This is a genomic window from Chryseobacterium sp. TB1-D10, from assembly GCF_059803555.1.
The window spans coordinates 177,331-196,944 of record NZ_JAPFHB010000001.1 but is presented as its reverse complement, the minus strand read 5'-3'; the positions used below and the strand labels follow the sequence as shown (position 1 = coordinate 196,944).

Below are 19,614 nucleotides of genomic sequence, written 5' to 3'. Positions count from 1 at the left end.
TTATAAATAAATATAATCCGCGGAAATTTTCTGCGGATTTTTTATAAATAATCAAAATACAAACGCATGAGTGAACAGCAAAATAAAAAAATAAGCAAGTTCCTAAGTCTCGTCCTTCGGCATAAACCGGAAACGATCAACTTAGTTCTGGACGAAAACGGATGGGCAAATGTTGATGAATTAATCACAAAATCTACAAACGATTTTCAAGGTTTCACCTTTGAAGAACTGGACGAAATTGTGCAGACAAACGACAAAAAACGTTTCATTTTCAATGAAGATAAAACGAAAATCCGAGCAAATCAAGGTCATTCAATTGATATTGATTTGGCGTTTAAACCACAACAACCACCGGACTTTCTCTATCACGGAACGGCTCAGAACAATTTGGATTCTATTTTAGAAAAAGGAATTGAAAAAAGAAACAGACAGCACGTTCATTTGAGTTTAGATAATGAAATAGCCTCCAAAGTAGGAATGCGCCACGGAAAACCAATTGTTTTGACCATCAAAACAGGCAAAATGTTCGAAGACGGAATTCTCTTTTATCTTTCTGAAAATAATGTTTGGTTAACGGATTTTGTGGATGCGAAATATATTAAGAATTAACCAACTTAGTCACTTAAGAATAATTGATCCACAGAAAATTCTGTGGTTTTTTTATTTTATATTTTCGAGTTTTCTACATTTGTACTATGAAAAATCTCCCAATCCTCTTCCTCCTAATCGCAACTTCCACATTTTCTCAATCCCTGCAAACTCCTTTCGAAAAAGGCAACGGCAATCAAACCGTGACTTTTGACGAAATGAGAAATTATTATCAGAAATTGGATAAGGAATTTGAAAGCATCATTTTTCAGACAAAAGGAGAGGATGACAACGGCGCACCAATCGATGTTGTGATTTTCAATCCATCAGGAAAAAGTTTTGAAGAAGCCAAAAAAGGAAAGTCAGTTTTATTCGTCAACAACGGTATTCATCCAGGCGAACCGGACGGAATTGATGCGACGATGATATTAATGCGAGACTTAGCAGCCGGAAAAATCAAAGCACCGAAAAATGTTATCATCGCTGCAATTGCAAGCTACAATATCAGTGGAATGATGAAACGAGGGAGTTTTTCCAGAGCCAATCAAAATGGTCCGGAAGAATATGGTTTTCGTGGAAATGCTCGCAATTACGATTTGAACCGTGATTTCATCAAAACAGATTCTAAGAATTCCAGAAGTTTTCAGCAGATTTTTCAATGGCTGAAACCTGATGTTTTTATAGATAATCACGTCAGCAACGGCGCAGATTATCAATATACATTCACATATATTTCCACCAACAAAGAACGGTTGGGAAATGTCCTCGGCAATTATTTCAATGACGAAATGCAGAAAACGCTTCTGAAAAATATGGCGAAAAAAGGTGTGATTTCTGTGCCTTATGTCAACATTCACGGCGATGTTCCGGACGGCGGTTTCCCAACGTTCATCGACTCTCCGAGATATGCGACAGGTTACACGACTTTGTTCAATACAATCGGGACGGTTGTGGAAACGCATATGCTGAAGCCGTACAAAGACCGCGTGAAAGTGACGTACGATTATATGGTCGATAACATCAATTATATCGATGAAAACTACAAGAACATTCAGCAAAAGCGAGCCGAAAATCTGAATCAATACAAAGTCGGAAACAAATATGCAATTGCCTGGAAACTCGATTCTACAAAATACGAAACGATTGATTTCAAAGGTTTTGAAGCGAAGTACAAACCAAGCGAAGTTTCCGGAAAAACCAGACTTTGGTACGACAGAAAATCGCCGTTTTCCAATCCTGTGAAGTTTTACAACAATTACGTTCCGGCGAAAGAAGTCACAATTCCAAAATATTACGTCATTGCACAATCCGAATGGAAAGTGATTGATTTACTGAAACTTAATCAAATCAAAATGATTCCGATAAAACAGGATTCTGCGATGGCGGTGGAAAGTTACAGAATCAAAGATTTCAAAACCGTTCCCAATCCTTACGAAGGCCATTATCTGCATTACGACACATTTGTGACCAAAGATTCTGGCAAAATGAAGTTTCGAGCAGGCGATTTTCTAGTTCCGCTGAATCAGGACGGTGTGAAGTTTCTCTTAGAAACTTTGGAGCCGGAAGCGTTAGATTCTTACTTCAACTGGAATTTCTTTGATGCGATGCTGGGTCAGAAAGAATATTATTCACCTTACGTTTTCGAAGATACAGCAAATCAACTTCTGAAAGACAACAAAGCTCTGAAAACCGCGTTCGAAATGGAAAAATCCATCAATCCAAAATTGGCACAAGACGGGGAAGCGCAACTGGATTGGGTTTACAAACATTCCGAATATTACGAAAAAACGCATCGGCTTTATCCGATTTTTAGGATTAATTAAATCATCAGATAATAAAAAAGATGAATTCAAATACTGGATTGGATTTAAACAAAAAGGTCTCTTAAGTAAAGAGACCTTTCATAATTGATAACTAAAAAGGATTATTTCTTAATTATTTTTTTGCTTACAATTCCGGATTTTGTTTCGATAGAGATAGTATAAAATCCTTTTTCCAGATCAGAAATATTGAACTTATTATCTACCGATTTTAATTGCGACTTCACAACTTTTCCGGATAAATCATAGATCTTGACAGAAATTACATCCTTAGCATTGTTTATTGTGAAATAATCTGCTATTGGGTTTGGATATATTGTCAAATCTTTTTTATTAAAATCTTCTGCAGTCAATACCGGTGTTGCTACAACATCTATATCATCTATACTAAGAATATTACCATTTGTAAAATCATTTACCCAGGCAAGATAAATAGTTTGTCCTGCGTAAGCTGATAGATTGACCTGATAAGGTGTCTGGTCAGAAATAGGTAAATTGACTGCGTGATCTACTGCTAATATATTCGTAAATGAAGCTTTGGCAGTAGTGGTAGTTGAGATTTTCAATTTGAATCCATCATCATACGGCGTTCCCTGATGTGCTCTAGCGAAAAATTCCAGAGCCACCGTAGAATTTGCAGGCAAAGTGATTGCGGGAGAAACCAACCATCTGTCTGCCTGTGCAATAGTTGTAAACCAAGAAGGGGAAGACGCTACAAGATTACCATTTTCCACTTGCCAGTTGATCACATTCCATGCATTGGGAAATGCTGCGGCGTATGTTCCGAAGGGTGTATTGGCATCGTTGTATAATGTCCATCCGGCGTCCTGTAAAGATGTTATATTTTCAAAGCTTTCTGTGTAAACTGAGGTCTGAGCATTCCCCATAACAGAGGCTAATAAAAAAGAGAATAAAAGTTTTTTCATAAATCGTAAATTTTAATTATTAATGTAAATATAAAAAAAAACCGCCTCGTAAAAAACGAGACGGTTAATATGATATGTACAGATTAATAATTACTCTGCCGAAGTTTCTTCAGTTGTTGTTTCTGCTCCACCTTCTGTTACTTCTTCATCGTCATCATCCATTGCTGCTGCAGCATTTTTGCTAGCATTTCTAGACATTTTAACAGCAACAATTACTGCATTGTCCGGGTGCATGAATGTATATTTGTCATTTTTAAGACTTTCCACATAGAATTTGTTTCCAATCTTAAGAGGTGTGATATCCACAACAATCTCGTCTGGCAAGTTAGCTGGGATAGCTTTTACTTTTAATTTTCTGTAAGTTTGTCTAAGAACACCACCGGCAACTACACCTTTGGAACGACCTGTAACTCTTACCGGAACTTCCATAACTACTGGTTTGTCATCAGATAATCTGTAGAAGTCTGCGTGAATGATCTTGTCCGTAATCGGGTGGAACTGAATATCTTGAAGAACAGCAGGAATTACCTGTCCGTCAACTTCAATAGATACCGTGTGTGCTTCGGGAGTATACACCAAACCTTTGAACGCTTTCTCCAATGCAGAGAAGTTCAATGGCTCGCCACCTCCGTAAACAACACAAGGAACTAATTCAGCATCACGTAAAGCTTTAGTAGACTTTTTGCCCACGCTTTCTCTTTTTGTACCTTGAATTGTAATTGATTTCATTTTGTATAAAATTATTTTAAGGGTGCAAAGATATTAATTTTTTTTAAATAATGAACTTCTCACTGATGGATTTGTGCTCGTGTACCATATTCATCACATCTGCAAATAATTCTGCGCAGGATAGAACGCGGATTTTTGAAGATCTGTCTTCTTTCAAAGGAATAGAATCTGTTACAATGACTTCCTGTAGCTGGGAGTTTTCTATGTTTTCGTAAGCTTTTCCGGACAGTACACCGTGAGTCGCCATTGCTCTTACAGATTTTGCACCTTTTTCCATTAATATATCTGCCGCTTTGCAAAGTGTTCCGGCAGTATCTATCATATCATCTATAAGAATGACATTCTTGTCTTTAACATCACCAATCAGGAACATTTCTTCTACAACGTTGGCTTTTTTCCTTTCTTTATAGCATATCACAACGTCAGCACCCAAATGTCCTGCATAATTTTTCGCTCTTTTTGCTCCTCCCATATCTGGTGAAGCAATCGTCAAATTATCAAGATTAAGCGATTGGATGTATTTCACAAAAATCGTAGATGCGTACAAATGATCTACCGGAATCTCGAAGAATCCCTGAATCTGATCTGCGTGCAAATCCATTGTCATAATTCTTGTAGCTCCGGCTGCAGTCAAAAGATTAGCAACTAGTTTTGCGCCGATTGGTGCTCGTGGTTTATCTTTTCTGTCCTGTCTTGCCAAGCCGTAGTAAGGAATCACAACGGTAATATTTTTGGCAGAAGCTCTTTTTGCAGCGTCTATCATTAATAACAATTCCAAAAGATTATCCGCCGGTGGAAATGTGGATGCAATAAGGAAAACACGCGCTCCTCTTACAGATTGTTCCAATACAGGTTCAAACTCTCCGTCACTGAAATGCTGAATATTGATTTTGCCCAATGGCTGCCCATAACTCTGAGCAATTTTTTCCGCCAACTCGTGGCTGGTTCTGGTAGAAAACAAATAACTTGCTTGATCTGACATTTTTACTTTTTTGCAAATTTAAAAAATAATGAAAAGTTTGAAAGCTTATTTCCGAACTTTTCATCAATAGATTTTTATTTTTTCATTGGAATTAATATGGAATCGCCTGTTACCATTGGATTTCATAAAAATTACTGAAGATGATTTCATAAAAAAAGACCAAAACATTTCTGTTCTGGTCTTTCTATTATTAACAATATTCGTCGAAAGCCGCCTGAAGGTTTGCGGCTATTGCGCCTGCAGGATTTCCTTCGATGTGGTGTCTTTCTAGCATATGCACCAATTCTCCGTCCTTGAAAAGTGCAACAGCTGGTGAACTTGGTGGGAACGGTGCCAGCAATCTTCTTGCTTCTGCCACGGCATCTGTATCAAATCCTGCAAATGCTGTTACCAAATGATCGGGCTTCTTCTCGCCTGTCAAAGAGTACAAAACGCCTGGTCTTGCTGCTCCTGCCGCACAACCGCAAACGGAATTGATTACTAAAAGCGTTGTTCCTTGTTGTTTAAGTGCGGAGTCAACTTCTGCTGGTGTTGTAAGGTCTTGGAAACCTTTATCTGTAAGTTCTGCCTTCATTGGCAATACTAAATCTGCTGGATACATAATTGATTTGTTTAAAAGTTTAACGTTCAAAATTTCGTTTGAGTTGCAAATTTAATCAATATTAATTTGCCCCACTCATCTTTCATTCTATTAAAATCATTCCGAAAATCTATTGAGACATTTTGACCGATAGATAGCTTATGGTAATTGGCTTTTTGCTGTTGGCTTTAATGCGTTGGGCAAATAAAAAAACCCAAAATCCTAAGACCTTGGGTTCAAATCAAATCGATATGCATATTTTGTATATCCCATAGCAATGAATGATAATTTATAAATGATGAATGATAAAATCAATTATCGCTTATCAACTATCATTTATATTTAGGAAAGTAACTTCTTCACCATTTCGGAAATGCTCTTTCCGTCTGATTTTCCTGCTAATGCTTTGGAAGCAACGCCCATTACTTTTCCTAAATCTTTGATACTTTCTGCGCCGGTCTCAGAAATGATTTTCTTGATTTCTGATTCCAATTCTTCTGAAGAAAGCTGTTGTGGAAGAAACTTCTCAATCACTTTGGATTGCGCTTCTTCTACTTCCGCAAGATCTGTTCTTCCCTGAGCTGTAAACTGGTCATAGGAATCCTTTCTTTGCTTAATCATTCTTTGCAAAATTGCAATTTCCTGTTCTGCTGAAACTTCCGCTCCAATGGCTTCCGTTTTCACCAATAATATTTGCGCTTTCACAGCACGGAGAGAATCCAGAGCAACTCTGTCTTTCTCTCTCATTGCAGTTTTTATTGCGTCGTTTATTGTAAGTTCTAAACTCATAATTTTTGTATTAATGTAAAAGGTATTAATGTATTTATGCCTGAAATGTAAAGTAACTTTTAATCGTTAATACATTTTACGTAAATACATTAGTACAATTCTAATCTACGTCTTTATTAAGAAAACGATTCTCTCTCAGTTGCATATTTCCGTTGTTATCAGACAAATAGGTGTTGATGTTTTGGTCTGATGCGTTGGCGCCATCGATGATGATGTTCTTTCTTTTGAACGCCGGAACTGTTTCGAAAACATTCTCATTGTCCAATTGCTGGTAACGGGAATTGAATTCTTTCAACTTGTTTCTTCTGTCCAAAGCTTTTGAAGCATCTGGCGTTTTATTGAAAAATGTGAATCCACTTTCAGTTTCCTGAATTGGTTCAGCTTGTCTTTCTTCAACGATTTCTTCTTTTACTTCTGATGTGAAAGAATAATTATTAGCTTTGGGCTCCTCAATTTTTTCTTCGATAACCTCGTTTACAACTTCTTCTTTTGCTTGAGGAACAATTTGTTTTTCAATTACTGGAAATTCTTCTTCAGTTGAAGATTCATTGATGGTGAAAGTCACTTCTACCGGTTTTTCAACTTCTTCAGTTTTAAAAGACGCTTTTGGCTTGTCTTCAACTTCGAAAGTAAAAGATTGAGGCTCTAAATCGAAGTCGTCATTCGCATCTTCCTCGAAATTGAAAAGATTGTATTCATTCTTTCCTTCGTTCACATAATCATTAGAATAATCGATTATTTCCTCGTTTTCGATGATTTGAGTTTCAGTCTCAACTTCTTCAACCAAACTTTCTACTAAAGAATTAGTTGGAAAATTAGACGTTCCGAAATCGTCATCATCTTCTAAACGAAAAAAATTCTTTCCAGATTCTGGCTGAGGTTTTGACTCTTCCTGAAGTCTGCTTTTGAAAGGGGATTCTCTGTTTCTTGAAAACGAATTTGGTCTGTCGTCCAAAGAATATTTAATCGTTTCAGTTGTTCCCGTGTGCTTTTTATCGTCGTTTGAGAATCCAGTTGCGATGACCAAAACGCTTACTGCATCGCCCAATTCCTCATCTGTTCCAACTCCAAAAATAATATCAGCCGTGTGGCCAGCTTCTTTTTGGATATAGTCCATAATCACACCGATTTCGTCCATAGTCACCTCAGAAACACCGCTTCTAATCAACAATAGAACGTTTTTCGCTCCCGTGATTTTGTTGTCGTTCAACAATGGAGAATCCAATGCTTTCTTCACCGCTTCTTCTGCTTTTTTCTCGCCAGTTGCAACGCCGGTTGACATCAATGCTGTTCCGGAATTCTGAAGTACAGATTTCGCATCACGGAAATCGATATTAACATCGAAATAACCTGTAATCACCTCTGCCATTCCTTTCGCTGCATTTGTCAAAACTTCATCGGCCTTGGAAAAACCTTGTTTGAAACCAAGATTTCCGAATTGCTGTCTTAATTTATCATTATTAATAACAATAAGAGAATCAACATTATTTCTTAATTTTTCAAGACCCAATTCAGCTTGGTCCAATCTTCTTTTTCCTTCAAAACTAAAAGGTACGGTTACGATTCCTACAGTCAGGATTCCCATTTCCTTCGCTACTTTTGCAATGACAGGCGCCGCACCAGTTCCCGTTCCACCGCCCATTCCGGCTGTGATGAAAACCATTTTGGTGTTTTGTCCCATCGCCGCTTTGATTTCGTCGATACTTTCAATCGCTGCTTTCTCTCCAACTTCCGGGTCAGCACCTGCACCAAGACCTTCTGTCATAGAGATTCCTAACTGCACTTTGTTAGAAACCGGATTGTTGTCCAAAGTCTGAGCATCGGTATTGCAGATTACGAAATCAACGCCGTAAATCCCTTTCTCGTACATATGCTTCAAAGCGTTGTTTCCACCGCCACCAACACCAATTACTTTGATGATGGCAGAATTCCCTTTTGGTAGGTCAAAGGAAAAACCTTGTGTGTTTGATATATTGTCCATAATGGTATGTTTTTTTATAATTGATAGGTTAATGATAATCGATAGTTGATAAATGATAATCGATTCTTTGCGCTTGCATAAATCATTTATCAATTATCATTCATCATTTATAGTTACTCTTCTACTTCTTCAAAGAATTTTTTTACTTTGTCCATCAGTGATTGTCCGAAAGTTGGTCGGTTTTTCTTCACTTCTGCTTTGTGTTTTGCAATCTCTACAATGTCATTCTGAACCTGATGCGTTTGGATTTCCTGAGATTGAGCCTGAACTTGTATTGCATTCTCGATTTGAGGTTTCAATTCTTCGATGATTTCTTCCTCTGTCACCAGCATTTTCTTGTCTCGGATTTTCAAACTTTCCATTAACAAACCGATGGAAGTTGCAAATTCCGGACCTTTCAAATATTGATTTTTATCGTTCGCTACATATTCATTAGCGAAACCAATTCTACTGTCAAAGCCTGTTGTGTAGTTGGCTAGCTGACGAAGGTTTCTCAAATTGGAACCACCGCCTGTCAAAACGATTCCGGCAATCAGTTTTTTCTTTTGTTCGAATGCGCCGTAAGCTTTCAACTCCGTATTCACCATTTCAAGAATCTCTTCAACTCTTGCATTGATGATTTGAGCCAAAACTTTCAACGAAATCTCTTTGTCCGGACGGCCGTGCAATCCTGGAATCGTCACGTACGTACTATCTTTTTCCAATTCCGGAACAGACGAACCGAATTTCACTTTCAGTTGCTCCGCGTGTTTCTCGATGATTGAACATCCTTCCTTGATATCATCGGTAATAATCCCGCCACCGTAAGGAATCACGCAAGTATGACGGATGATGTTGTCTTTGAAAATCGCAATATCCGTAGTTCCACCACCGATGTCAACAATCGCAACACCCGCTTCTTTTTCTTCTTTAGTCAAAACCGCTTCGGACGACGCCAAAGGTTCCAAAGTCAAAGCTTCCATTTCCAAACCGGCTTCACGAACGCATCTTGCGATGTTTCTGATAGAACCCATTTGTCCCACTACCACGTGGAAATTGGCTTCCAATCTTTTGCCGTGCATCCCGACTGGTTCCTGGATTTCGCCTTCGGAATCCACTTTATAATCCTGAGGTAAAACGTGAATGATTTCTTCGCCTGGAAGCATCACCAACTTCTTCACCTGGTCTTTTAGTTTCTCGATATCCTCCTCCGTAATGTACTGGTCCGGATGGTCTCTCATAATATAATCCGAATGCTGAAGCGAACGGATGTGTTTGCCTGCAATTCCGACCGTCACCTTGTTGATAGGCACGCCAGCGCTGGATTGTGCTTCTGCCACAGCGGACTTGATGGAGTTGATGGTTTGGGAAATATTATTGACAATTCCTTTGTGAACGCCTAAACTTTTTGCTTTTCCAACGCCCAGAATTTCAATTTTCCCGTGAGCGTTTCGTCTTCCGACAATGGCGACAATCTTAGTTGTCCCAATGTCCAGACCTACTGAATACTCTTGATTTTCCATTATATGCTCGATTTGATTTTTTAATTTTTAACGCAAAGTCCGCAAAGTTTTTTTGATTCTTGCAATGCTTTTAAGTTCGCAAAGACGTAAAACCCATCAAAGACTTTTATATTTAATTATTCTACAACTACTTTTGCTTTTTTCTTTTTATCAGTTTTTTTGGAAGCCGTTTCCTTTTTCTTGGTGGAAGCTTTCTTCGTTTCTGGTTTCTTCTCTACTTTTTTGGGCTTCGAAGTTTCCTTTTTCGGTTCCGATTTTTTAACCACTTTCTTTGGTTTAGGTTTTTTTTCCTTGATCTCTTTCTTTATTGGAGTTGACGCTAAATTATGAGTTTGTGTTTCTTCCAGTTTTTTGATTTCAATTTTTGGTGCATTTCTTAGAATGCTGTCGTTTTCTTTGAAATAAGGATTCAGCGTTGTGACAATCTGATTATCGTATTTCAATGAAATCTTCTTGTACTTCTGCGTATTCTGGTCCACCAGATATTTCTCAACAAAGGTTTTAAAACCTCTTACTTTCAAATCGATATTATCAAGGTCACCGATTTCAACTTTGTAATTTCCATCGCTGGTTAGCAGATTGTAATCCTCTTTTTCTTTTGTGATTCCAATAAAATATTTTTTACTGAAATCATCTTTGTCAATCTTCTCAATTAAATCTCCCAACGCTTCATATTCCGAAGGTTTCACGTCGCCCATCACCAGCATACTTGGCAGTGAAAAGTTTTTGGAAATAGGAAACTCCACGCCTTTTTTATCGACGTAGAAATCTTTTCCATCCTTATTTAATCTAAAAGCCGGAATTCTTTGTTTGATGTCCACATTCAGATTTCCATTCAGATTCAGATAAACATTGGCGCTGTCCACAAAAGGAATCAGATTGATTTTCTTCTCCAATTCGGGAATGTTGATGTCTCCAATTTTTCTTGTCGGATTGTATTGTTTCACCAATTCTTTGATGTCTTTCTCATCCACAAAATAAACCGGCGTTTTGCCTTGGTTCATATTGATAGACACGTTTTCCATTTTAGCATCGTTGAAACGCTTCAATGAGAAACTGAGCAGAAATCCAAAAAGGACGACTGTCACGAGTATCTTCAATATTCTCCACTTGTTTTTCATTTTTTTATTTGTTGTATTTATGTAAAATGTATTCACGTATTCACGATGGAAGTCATTAATAAATTTTACGTTAATACTTTTTTACAATTTCTAAGTTTGGAAGCCATTCCACGATGCCGTCATAAAGCGTATCGATATTTCCGGCTCCGACTGTCAAAAGAATATCAAAATCCTTTTCTTTTATTAATTCAAAAGTCTCCTGTAATGTGCAGACTTTCTTGTTTCCAATTTCAATTTTGTCCGATAACCACGCTGAGGTAATTCCTTCATAATTTTCCTGAAGTTCCCTTGCCGGATAAATATCCAAAAGCAAAAGGTCATCAGCTTTTTCCAGACTTCTCGCAAAATCCTCAGCAAAATCTCTCGTTCTGCTGAATAAATGCGGTTGAAAAACCACCAACAATTTCTTGGTCGGATAAAAGGTTTTTATGGAACCAATGACCGCGTTCAGTTCTGTTGGATGATGCGCATAATCATCAATGTAAATCTTTCCGTTATCGAAAATATGTTTTGTATATCTTCTCTTAATGCCTTTAAAACTTGCGATTGCTTTCTTCAAAGTTTTGAAATCCACACCTAAATTGCTCAGAATCGCCAAAGCAACCGTCGCATTTTCAACATTGTGAATTCCCGGAATTTCCCAGACAAAATCATCGATTTCTTCCGTTGGTGTATGAAAATCGAAATAGATCTTGTCGTGATCCATTCTCAGGTTATCAGAATAATAATCTGCTTCTTCGTTTACCGCATAAGTCAAATGTTCTCTTCCAATCGCAATTCCTTTTCTTACAAATAATTGATTGTCATTCGGAACCAAAGCTGCAAAATCTCTGAAACCTTCTTCAATCTGAATTCTGTCACCATAAATATCCAAATGGTCTGCATCAATCGAGGTTACAACAGCCCAATCTGGTGAAAGATTCAGAAAACTTCTGTCGTATTCATCCGCTTCAACTACAGAAAACTGGTTTCCGTTGTAATCAAAATTCGATTTGAAGTTCTCGGAAATTCCTCCCAAAAATGCAGATGAAGGCATATTCGCTTCTTTGCACAAATGCGCAATCAAAGTCGAAGTGGTCGTCTTTCCGTGTGTTCCTGCAACGGCGATGCAATCTGTATTTTCTGTGATTAAACCAAGAACTTTTGCACGTTTCAAAATCTCAAAACTTTCACTTGCGAAGTAATCTAAGATTCCGAGTTTCTTAATCGCTGGCGTGTAAATAACCAATGTCGATTCTTTGTCGAACGCCACGATTTTTTCATCTATCACATCTTCAAACGAAATATCAATACCTTCAAAACCGAGTTGAGCCGTCAGTTTCGTTGGAGTTTTGTCATAGCCCAAAACGTTTTTGCCGTTCGCGTGAAAAAATCTCGCGAGCGCACTCATCCCAATCCCACCGATACCGATGAAATAGAAGTTTTGATATTTATTTAAGATGCTCATTTCTATTCTTATCTTTTTGACTTAGTTGCTCTATATCTTGGAATACTGATTCTTTCAAACATATTATTATCTCTATAAATATTGATCCTTACAAATTGTACACTGTCACTTTTTGAAGCTTTGGCTTTGAAAATAAAATAATCCAAAAAGTCCTTTGGAGAATAATTTGATTTTGCCTCGCTCAATTCTCCGATTGTAATCGTCCCATATCTACTATTATAATATTCACAGCTTTTTTTAAAACTTTCGGGAGTTAATTTATTTTTAAAATTAATATCCATTTTATATCCCTGAAACTCCGAATAATCCTGCTTTTCACATTTAGCAAAATAATCTGTGGCGAAGTTTTTTACTAACTTGATTCTTTCCGAACTTCGATTTTTTCCTTTAAGATCAGGTCTGTATTTCGATGCGCAGGAAACGGTCATCAAAACCGTCAAAACCATACTTAGAATATAAAAATGTTTCATCATTTGATCACTTTAAAAATCTCATCCACAATTCCTTTCGCCGCTTTTGACTTTGCAAAAAACTCCAGATTTTTTGACATTTCATTTCTAACATTCTCACTCTCACAAATCTCGGAAAGCGTGTTCCAGAATTTATCTTTCATCTCAGAATCTTTGACCATTCTTGCCGCATTTTTATCCACCAAAGTCAATGCATTTTTAGTTTGATGGTCTTCTGCCGCAAATGGAAACGGAACCAACAAAACCGGTTTTTTCGCCACTGCCAATTCTGAAATCGCAATTGCACCAGCTCTGGAAACTATCACATCCGCCGCCGAGTATGCCAAAGCCATATTGGAGATGAATTCTTTGATCTGGATGGAAGCTGGAGGTTGGATGCTGGAAATTATCTCAGCAAAATCTGTTTTCCCAGTTTGCCAGATAAGTTGGTAATCTTTTTCTTTTAATTTATCCAAATTGTCTTTCCAGCCGTTGTTAAGAGTCCTTGAACCAAGTGAACCACCGACTGAGAGAATTGTTAATTTATTTTTATCCAAGCCTAATTTTTCCTTAGCCAAATCTTTATCAATCAAATCAGTAATGATATTTTGACGGATTGGATTCCCTAAGAAATAAGTTTTCGTTCCTGAGAAAAATTTCTCCATATCAGGATAAGCCGTGAAAACTGCTTTCGCTTTTTTGGCATTGAAAACATTGGTCTTTCCAGGCAAGGAATTCTGTTCCTGTATGAAAGTTGGAATTCCCATTTTCGCAGCGATGTATAACGCTGGTCCACTTGCAAAACCTCCCGTTCCAACCGCAAAATCCGGTTTGAAATCTTTGATGATTCGTTTAGCCTTCAACAAACTTGAAATCACTTTTAATGGAAGTCCGAGATTCTTGAGAAGATTTCCTCTGTCGAATCCGGCAATGTTCAAACCTTCGATTTTGAATCCGGCTTGAGGCACTTTTTCCATTTCCATTTTTCCATTCGCACCAATGAACAAAAACTCAGCGTCGGGAAACCTTTTTTGGATTTCCTGAGCAATCGCAACTGCCGGAAAGATGTGTCCACCTGTTCCGCCACCGCTTAGTAAAATGCGGATTGCTTTTGGCTTTTGGCTATTTGCTGCTTGGTTGTTCATTTTATTGATTCAATTCCTATTTTTATTTTCACATTTTCATTGGAATAAATTCCAACGTTTATAAATCTTTCGTTCCTACGGAACTAAATTGGCTTCCATCTTCTGACTTCCATCTTCCAACTTTAAGCTATATCATTGATTTCTTCCAAACTCTGTCTTTTGCCCAAGCCTTCTTCATCATACACCTGAATTCTGGAACTCACATTCAGAATAATTCCGAGCTGAATATAAGTCACCAACATCGATGTTCCACCGTAACTGATCAATGGTAATGGCTGACCTGTCACCGGAATCAGATTCACTGCAACGGCGATGTTGACCGACAGTTGAACAAAAATCATCAGACCAATCGCCAAGACCAGCAACGACCCGAAAAATGCGGGCATTTTACTGGCAATCATTACAATCCTGATAATCATTATCATATAAAGGCTTATCAGAACGAAGGCTCCTATCCAACCGTATTCTTCCACAATAATGGCGAAAATAAAATCCGAAACCGATTGTGGTAATGTTTGCTTCAAAGCACTTTTTCCAGGTCCAATTCCATTGAATCCACCGTGAACAATCGCTGCTTTCGCCTGCATCACCTGATAGTTTTTGGCTTTGATGCTTTCATCCTCTACATCAGCTGTTTTCTTGGAACTCGTAAAGGTTTCGATACGGCTCATCCAAGTGTGAACACGGTTCCCGCCAATTAAATTGGTGTTCAGCGCAATCACTAAAAACATTACGATGAAAACCACCGAAAGCGAGATGAAACCCGCGACGTATTGCCAAGCTAACTGACCGATAATAAGGATAATAATTGACACCATCATAATCATTAAAGCTGTAGAACCGTTGTCTTTCGCAACCAATCCAAATACAATTAGAATTGGTCCGAAGATATAAACGATGTTTTCAATCGGAACTCTTTCCCTTTTGATTTTCTTAGTTAAATATCTACACAGATAAATGATTAGCATCAAATAAGCGAATGAAGATGGCTGAAATGAAATCGGTGTTCCAGGAATCTTTAGCCATCTTGATGCACTCGCACCTTCAATCTTTTGTCCTGTGAACATCGTAATCAGCAACAGTCCAATTGTGAACAAAAGCAGGATGGAACTCAGTTTCCCGATGTATTCGTACTTGACCGTTCCCACGAAACGCATAATTCCTAAACCAATGAAAACGAAAATGATATGCTTGAAAACGTGACCTGTTGTGGTCCCGTTGTTCACAATATACTCCAGATTCGAACTTGCGGAATAAACCGGAAACACGGAAAGGAAGGAAATCAAAATGATAACCGACCAAAGGACCTTGTCGCCTTTCAGCAGTTCAAATTTGTTTTCTGTAGTTTGGTTTTCCATCTGATAATGAATAATTAAAAATGAATATTGAACACTTTTAACTATTAATTGTTAATTATTAATTCGTTTAATACTTCCTTTTTGAATTGATTTCCACGGTCTTCATAACCATTGAACAAATCAAAACTTGCGCAACAGGGTGACAACAAAACGACGTCTCCTTTTTCTGCTACTGCCTTGGAAACTTCAACTGCTTGTTGCATACTCGAAGTGTCATAAATCTGTGTTTTTTTGCCTTTGAAAAAATCAATAATTTTGTGATTATCAATTCCTAAGCATACAATTGCTTTTACTTTTCTTTTAACTAAATCTTCTATCTCTGTATAATCGTTTCCTTTGTCTTTTCCACCGACAATCCAAACGACAGGTTGTTTCATACTTTCCAATGCGAAATATGTAGCATTCACGTTGGTTGCTTTGCTGTCGTTGATGAATTTCACACCGTGGATTTCTGCAACAGGTTCCAATCTGTGTTCTACCGCCTGAAAAGTCATCAATGAATTTCTGATACTTTGATTGCTGATTTCCAACAACTTTCCGGCAATACTCGCCGCTAAGCTGTTCGCCACATTATGTTTCCCCACCAATGATAATTCGTCGATGCTCATCGTGAATCCTTCATTGATATTGACCACGAAATTTTCATCAATCGAGAAAGCGCCTTTTTCTAATCTTTCATTCAGTGAAAATGGAACTTTGGTCACTTTTAAATCGAGTTTTCCAAGGATTGATTTGCTCATTTCATCATCTTTATTATAGATGAAAAAATTGTTAGCTTCCTGATTCTCTGCAATTTTGAACTTCGCCAAAGCATATTCTTCATAATTGTAATTGTACTGGTCAAGATGGTCCTTAGACAAATTCAACAACAAGGAAATGTATGGTCTAAAGTTTTGAATATCATCCAATTGAAAACTGCTCACTTCCAAAACATAGTAATCGAAATTCTCTTCAGCAACTTGTTTGGCAAAGCTCTTTCCGATGTTTCCACCCAAACCAACATTGAAACCGTCTTCCTTCAAGATATAGTAAATCAAAGAAGTCGTGGTCGTTTTCCCGTTGCTTCCAGTGATAGCGATGATTTTCGCATCTGTAAACTCAGAGGCAAATTCAATCTCAGAAGACAATCTGATTCCTTTTTCCTGAATCTTCAAAATCATCTCGGCTTTTTTCGGAATTCCAGGGCTTTTGATAATCCAGTCGGCATTCAGTATTTTTTCTTCAGAATGTTTTCCATCCTCATAATCAACGCCAAGTTCGTCCAGCTCTTTTTTGTAATTCTCACGAATCATTCCCATATCCGATAGGAACACGTCAAAGCCTTTAGCCTTCGCCAAATATGCTGCGCCAACACCGCTTTCTCCGCCACCAAGTATTACTACTCTCATTTGTAATTGATTAAGAGATTTAAAGATTAAGAGATTTTGTAATTTCTTAATTCCTTAATTTCTCAATTGTTTAATTTATAGTTATCTAGTTTTTAAAGTGATTAAGCAAATAATGGCCAGCATTACGCCTAAGATTATCATTCGGTTTACGATTTTGCTTTCGTGAAAACCTTCCTTCTGATAATGGTGGTGAAGCGGTGACATTTTGAATAATCTATTGTTCTGGGCATATTCCAGCCCATATTTTCTCTTTCTGTATTTGAAGACCCAAACCTGTAGAATCACGGATAAAAGTTCTATCAGAAAAACGCCGCACAAAACTGGAATCAACAATTCTTTTCTGAGGATAATTGCCAAAACCGCAATCACACCCCCAAGCATCAAACTTCCTGTATCGCCCATAAAAACCTGCGCCGGATAAGTATTGTACCAGAAAAATCCAATCACAGCTCCCACCAATGCAAGGGCAAAAATAGTCGTCTCTCCCATATGCGGAAGGAACATAATATTCAGATAATCAGCAAAAATGATGTTACCGGAGACATAAGCGAAAAACGCTAACGTCAGCAAAATGACGACACTGGTTCCGGCTGCTAATCCATCAATTCCATCTGTAATATTGGCCCCGTTTGAAACCGCCGTTACGATGAAAATCGTAATAGGAATGAAAACAATCCAAGCCCATTCGTGCGCTTTTGCATCGTCCATCCAAAATAAAATTCCGCTGTAATCGAACTCGTTATTCTTTGTGAATGGCACTGTAGAAACAGGGATTTTTTCCTCATCCATAAAGTTCTGCTCCACATTATTTCTGTTCACAACAGTTGAGTCCGCGTATTTTCTCTTAACCTCGATATCGGGATGAAAATACATTGTAACTCCGACAATTAAGCCTAAACCAACTTGTCCGATTACTTTGAATTTTCCACTTAATCCGTCTTTATTTTTTTTAACTTTTTTGAGATAATCATCCAAGAAACCAATCGCTCCCATCCACAAAACTGAAATAATCAAAAGAACGATGTACACATTGGTAATTCTGGTAAACAGTAAAACCGGAATGATGGTCGCCAGAATGATAATCAAACCACCCATTGTCGGCGTTCCTTCTTTCTGCTTTTGCCCTTCCAGACCAAGGTCTCTTACCAATTCTCCCATTTGTTTTTTTCTGAGGTAGTTGATAATCTTTTTCCCGTAAGCCATCGCAATAATCAGCGAAAACAAAACTGCCATCGCTGCCCGGAACGAAATGTATTTGAACAAGTTCATTCCCGGAACGTGGATTCCGTGAGCGGTTAAATATTCGTATAAATAATACAGCATATTTTCTTATTTTCCCATTAATTGTAATAGTTCTCTAATCGTCTCTTTGTCATCAAAATGATGTTTCACGCCGTTGATTTCTTGATACGTTTCGTGGCCTTTTCCTGCGACTACGACGATATCTTTTGGCTCAGCAAATTTGATGGCCATTTTAATCGCTTCTCTTCTGTCCGGAATCGAAGTGTATTTGCTGAAATTTTGTGGTTGAATTCCGGCTTCAATTTCTTTAATGATTTGCGCTGGGTCTTCCGTTCTTGGATTGTCCGAAGTGATAATTGCCAACGTTGATTTCTTTGTCGCAATGTCACCCATTTCCGGACGTTTGGTTTTATCTCTGTCGCCGCCACAACCGAAAACACAAATCAATCTTTCGTTTTTCGTTCTGATTTCATTGATGCTGTCCAACACATTTTCCAAGGCATCCGGCGTGTGAGAATAATCGACCACGAAGAAAATTCCGCCATTTGATTTTATCGTTTCGAATCGGCCATTCACGCGTTGAAGCACAGAAATTGCCTGCAAAACCTCATCTTCGTTCATTCCTAATTCTAAGGCAATTCCGTAAGCTAAAAGTAGATTTGAAGCGTTGAATTTCCCTGTCAAAGTTGTCCAGAATTCTTTGTTATTAAAGTTCAATAACATTCCGTTGAAGTCCACTTCCAGCACTTTTCCGTGGAAATCTGCCATCGTTTTCAAAGCGAAGGTTTTCTTTTTCGCTTTTGTATTTTGTAGCATTACCGAACCGTTTTTGTCATCAGCATTTGTGATGGCAATTGCGGAATCTTCCAGCTCGTCAAAGAATCTTTTTTTCGCGTAGATGTAGTTTTGGAAAGTCTTGTGATAATCCAAATGGTCGTGCGTGATATTCGTAAAACCAGCAATTTTGAAGTGTAAACCTTCGGTTCTGTTTTGAGAAATCCCGTGAGAACTGACTTCCATAAAAGCATATTCACAACCGATTTCTACCGCTTTCGCCAACATTTGATTTAGTCTGATGACATCCGGCGTTGTGTGAGTTGAAGGGATAATTTCGTCTCCAATTCTATATTCAACAGTCGAAATCAAAGCAGATTGATAACCCAAAGTTTTGAAAATATCAAACAATAAAGTTGTAACGGTTGTTTTTCCGTTGGTTCCGGTAACGCCGATTAATTTTAATTTTTCTGAAGGATTTCCGTAAAAGTTAGAAGCCAAATGTCCTAATGCTTTTGAAGAATCTTCAACTTTAATGTAAGTAATATTATCATTAATGTCTGAAGGCAATTCTTCACAAATAATCACTTTCGCACCTTTCTCGATACTCGAATTGATGTAAGAATGTCCGTCCGAAACTGTTCCTTTCAACGCCACATACAAAGAATCTTCAACAACTTTTCTGCTGTCGAAAACCAATTCAGACACTTCTTTTTCGAGAGTTCCGATTGTTTCCAAAACCTGGATTCTTTGTAATAATTTTTCTAAATTCATATTCTGCTTGTAGCTTCTG

17 protein-coding genes are annotated in these 19,614 nt (G+C 37.8%); 2 read left to right on the top strand and 15 right to left on the bottom strand.

The genetic code is table 11. The features are described 5' to 3' along the window. Positions 1 to 66 precede the first annotated feature (66 nt). Both OPU68_RS00915 and OPU68_RS00910 read left to right on the top strand, forming a co-directional pair. Positions 67 to 609 carry an RNA 2'-phosphotransferase gene (locus OPU68_RS00915; RefSeq protein WP_498472071.1) on the top strand — a complete coding sequence of 181 codons (543 nt, stop codon included), beginning with the start codon at positions 67 to 69 and terminating at the stop codon, positions 607 to 609. An 86-nt stretch (positions 610 to 695) separates the two neighbouring features. After that, on the top strand, positions 696 to 2,411 hold the full coding sequence (locus OPU68_RS00910; RefSeq protein ID WP_498472070.1) for a M14 family metallopeptidase: 1,716 nt from the start codon (positions 696 to 698) through the stop codon (positions 2,409 to 2,411). A 101-nt stretch (positions 2,412 to 2,512) separates the two neighbouring features. Here OPU68_RS00910 and OPU68_RS00905 read toward each other — a convergent pair whose 3' ends face one another. The 15 genes from OPU68_RS00905 to OPU68_RS00835 form a co-directional block, all read right to left on the bottom strand. After that, positions 2,513 to 3,334 carry a choice-of-anchor J domain-containing protein gene (locus OPU68_RS00905; protein ID WP_498472069.1) on the bottom strand — a complete coding sequence of 274 codons (822 nt, stop codon included), beginning with the start codon at positions 3,332 to 3,334 and terminating at the stop codon, positions 2,513 to 2,515. 90 nt (positions 3,335 to 3,424) lie between these two features. Further along, positions 3,425 to 4,063 (bottom strand): 50S ribosomal protein L25/general stress protein Ctc, encoded by a 639-nt coding sequence (locus OPU68_RS00900; protein ID WP_498472068.1) that lies wholly within the window; start codon positions 4,061 to 4,063, stop codon positions 3,425 to 3,427. A gap of 43 nt (positions 4,064 to 4,106) precedes the next feature. After that, the gene (locus OPU68_RS00895) at positions 4,107 to 5,045 is read right to left on the bottom strand and encodes a ribose-phosphate pyrophosphokinase (protein WP_498472066.1); all 939 of its coding nucleotides are present in this window, start codon (positions 5,043 to 5,045) and stop codon (positions 4,107 to 4,109) included. Between the two features lie 190 nt (positions 5,046 to 5,235). Continuing rightward, positions 5,236 to 5,646, bottom strand: a complete 411-nt coding sequence (locus OPU68_RS00890) for a BrxA/BrxB family bacilliredoxin (RefSeq protein ID WP_498472065.1) — start codon at positions 5,644 to 5,646, stop codon at positions 5,236 to 5,238. A gap of 321 nt (positions 5,647 to 5,967) precedes the next feature. Further along, positions 5,968 to 6,414, bottom strand: coding sequence for a GatB/YqeY domain-containing protein (locus OPU68_RS00885; RefSeq protein ID WP_498472064.1), 447 nt, complete (start codon positions 6,412 to 6,414; stop codon positions 5,968 to 5,970). Between the two features lie 100 nt (positions 6,415 to 6,514). Continuing rightward, positions 6,515 to 8,395 carry a cell division protein FtsZ gene (gene ftsZ / locus OPU68_RS00880; protein WP_498472063.1) on the bottom strand — a complete coding sequence of 627 codons (1,881 nt, stop codon included), beginning with the start codon at positions 8,393 to 8,395 and terminating at the stop codon, positions 6,515 to 6,517. A 113-nt stretch (positions 8,396 to 8,508) separates the two neighbouring features. After that, complete coding sequence (gene ftsA, locus OPU68_RS00875; protein WP_498472062.1) at positions 8,509 to 9,897, bottom strand: cell division protein FtsA; 1,389 nt, start codon at positions 9,895 to 9,897, stop codon at positions 8,509 to 8,511. Between the two features lie 116 nt (positions 9,898 to 10,013). Continuing rightward, entirely contained in the window at positions 10,014 to 11,018 is a 1,005-nt protein-coding gene (locus OPU68_RS00870) for a cell division protein FtsQ/DivIB (RefSeq protein ID WP_498472061.1), read from the bottom strand. A 70-nt stretch (positions 11,019 to 11,088) separates the two neighbouring features. Next, positions 11,089 to 12,465 carry a UDP-N-acetylmuramate--L-alanine ligase gene (murC, locus tag OPU68_RS00865; protein ID WP_498472060.1) on the bottom strand — a complete coding sequence of 459 codons (1,377 nt, stop codon included), beginning with the start codon at positions 12,463 to 12,465 and terminating at the stop codon, positions 11,089 to 11,091. A gap of 8 nt (positions 12,466 to 12,473) precedes the next feature. Continuing rightward, on the bottom strand, positions 12,474 to 12,938 hold the full coding sequence (locus tag OPU68_RS00860; RefSeq protein WP_498472059.1) for a hypothetical protein: 465 nt from the start codon (positions 12,936 to 12,938) through the stop codon (positions 12,474 to 12,476). Further along, complete coding sequence (murG, locus tag OPU68_RS00855) at positions 12,935 to 14,059, bottom strand: undecaprenyldiphospho-muramoylpentapeptide beta-N-acetylglucosaminyltransferase (protein WP_498472058.1); 1,125 nt, start codon at positions 14,057 to 14,059, stop codon at positions 12,935 to 12,937. The genes OPU68_RS00860 and murG overlap by 4 nt, the downstream gene beginning before the upstream one ends. Before the next feature lie 122 nt (positions 14,060 to 14,181). Continuing rightward, on the bottom strand, positions 14,182 to 15,417 hold the full coding sequence (locus OPU68_RS00850; protein WP_498472057.1) for an FtsW/RodA/SpoVE family cell cycle protein: 1,236 nt from the start codon (positions 15,415 to 15,417) through the stop codon (positions 14,182 to 14,184). Positions 15,418 to 15,461: 44 nt separating this feature from the next. Further along, the gene (gene murD, locus OPU68_RS00845) at positions 15,462 to 16,805 is read right to left on the bottom strand and encodes a UDP-N-acetylmuramoyl-L-alanine--D-glutamate ligase (RefSeq protein ID WP_498472056.1); all 1,344 of its coding nucleotides are present in this window, start codon (positions 16,803 to 16,805) and stop codon (positions 15,462 to 15,464) included. 81 nt (positions 16,806 to 16,886) lie between these two features. Continuing rightward, positions 16,887 to 18,128 carry a phospho-N-acetylmuramoyl-pentapeptide-transferase gene (gene mraY, locus OPU68_RS00840; protein ID WP_498472055.1) on the bottom strand — a complete coding sequence of 414 codons (1,242 nt, stop codon included), beginning with the start codon at positions 18,126 to 18,128 and terminating at the stop codon, positions 16,887 to 16,889. 6 nt (positions 18,129 to 18,134) lie between these two features. Next, positions 18,135 to 19,595 carry a UDP-N-acetylmuramoyl-L-alanyl-D-glutamate--2,6-diaminopimelate ligase gene (locus tag OPU68_RS00835; RefSeq protein ID WP_498472054.1) on the bottom strand — a complete coding sequence of 487 codons (1,461 nt, stop codon included), beginning with the start codon at positions 19,593 to 19,595 and terminating at the stop codon, positions 18,135 to 18,137. Positions 19,596 to 19,614 lie beyond the last annotated feature (19 nt).